Consider the following 1,051-nt stretch of genomic DNA (forward strand, 5'->3'; position numbering starts at 1 on the left):
GTAAAACTTCGATTATTCAACACCTCGAACAGTTCAATCAAATGTTAGAGAACACATCTAACGAGGAAGTTATGGAACATACGGAGCGACTGCTGAAACAGCTCGCCATTTATAGTGAAGGCAATATTCTCGTTTTGAAGGGACTAATCTCCGAAGTATGTTTGACGGTGGTGCGTCATTACTTCCGCGTGACAGGCGATGAAATGGGCATCGGCAAAAGCGTTGACCATATTCTTGGGGATGTTTACCGACTTACCAGTTTGAAGGACGCTTCAGCTTACCTGAACGCTTTTATCGGGGACATCAAGACAAAGCTGAAGCAGGATGACAAGGAATACAGTCTGGTCGTAAAGAAGGTCATTGACTATATTAATAACCATTATTCGGACAACATTAATCTGACATCCATTGCCGATCATTTTAGTCTCAGCCCCGGCTATTTGAGCCGATTACTGCGTACAGAAACGGGAATCAGCTTTATTGATCTTCTCACAAAAGTGCGAATTGAAGCAGCCAAACGGCTGTTAATGGACACTAAAAATAAAGTGAACGAGGTTGGTGAAATGGTGGGGTACAAGGAATATGCGTACTTCTATCAAGTTTTCAAACGAGTGGAAGGGCAATCTCCCAAAGAATACAAAAACAGAACCAAAGAAAATCAAGCACAAAATTTTCCTGTATTATTTTGAGGAGGAAGCTTAATGTTGGGTGGAATGAAAAAAGGGGCCTTATTAAGCGTTGCAACCGTTTTCGCAATAACTGCATTACTTGCTGGCTGCAGCAATCAAACAACCCTTACAAATGATAAACGGTCTGCAGCACCGGTGAAACTAGTGAAGCTCCGTGTCGAACTCTACAACCGCGGGAATGCACCCGAGGGCGTAAAACTGACGGAGTCCCCACTTATCAAGTGGACGCAGGAGCAAGTAAAACCGCTAGGCATCGATCTTGAAATGGTATCATTACCTCGCGGAGATGCCGAAACAAAGCTGAGCATATGGCTGGCTTCGGGTGAAGCACCAGACATCATCTTCACGTACGATATCAACAC

At 44.1% G+C, this 1,051-nt stretch carries 1 protein-coding gene and 1 pseudogene; both read left to right on the forward strand.

Annotated elements, in window-relative coordinates; all coding sequences use genetic code 11:
- On the forward strand, positions 1-689 hold a 689-nt coding region (locus AC1DWB_RS35970), incomplete at its 5' end, for a helix-turn-helix transcriptional regulator (protein WP_477545839.1).
- A 12-nt stretch (positions 690-701) separates the two neighbouring features.
- Positions 702-1,051 (forward strand): annotated as a pseudogene (locus tag AC1DWB_RS35975) (extracellular solute-binding protein); the annotation flags it as partial.

The organism is Paenibacillus sp. P4_E11, assembly GCF_056401635.1.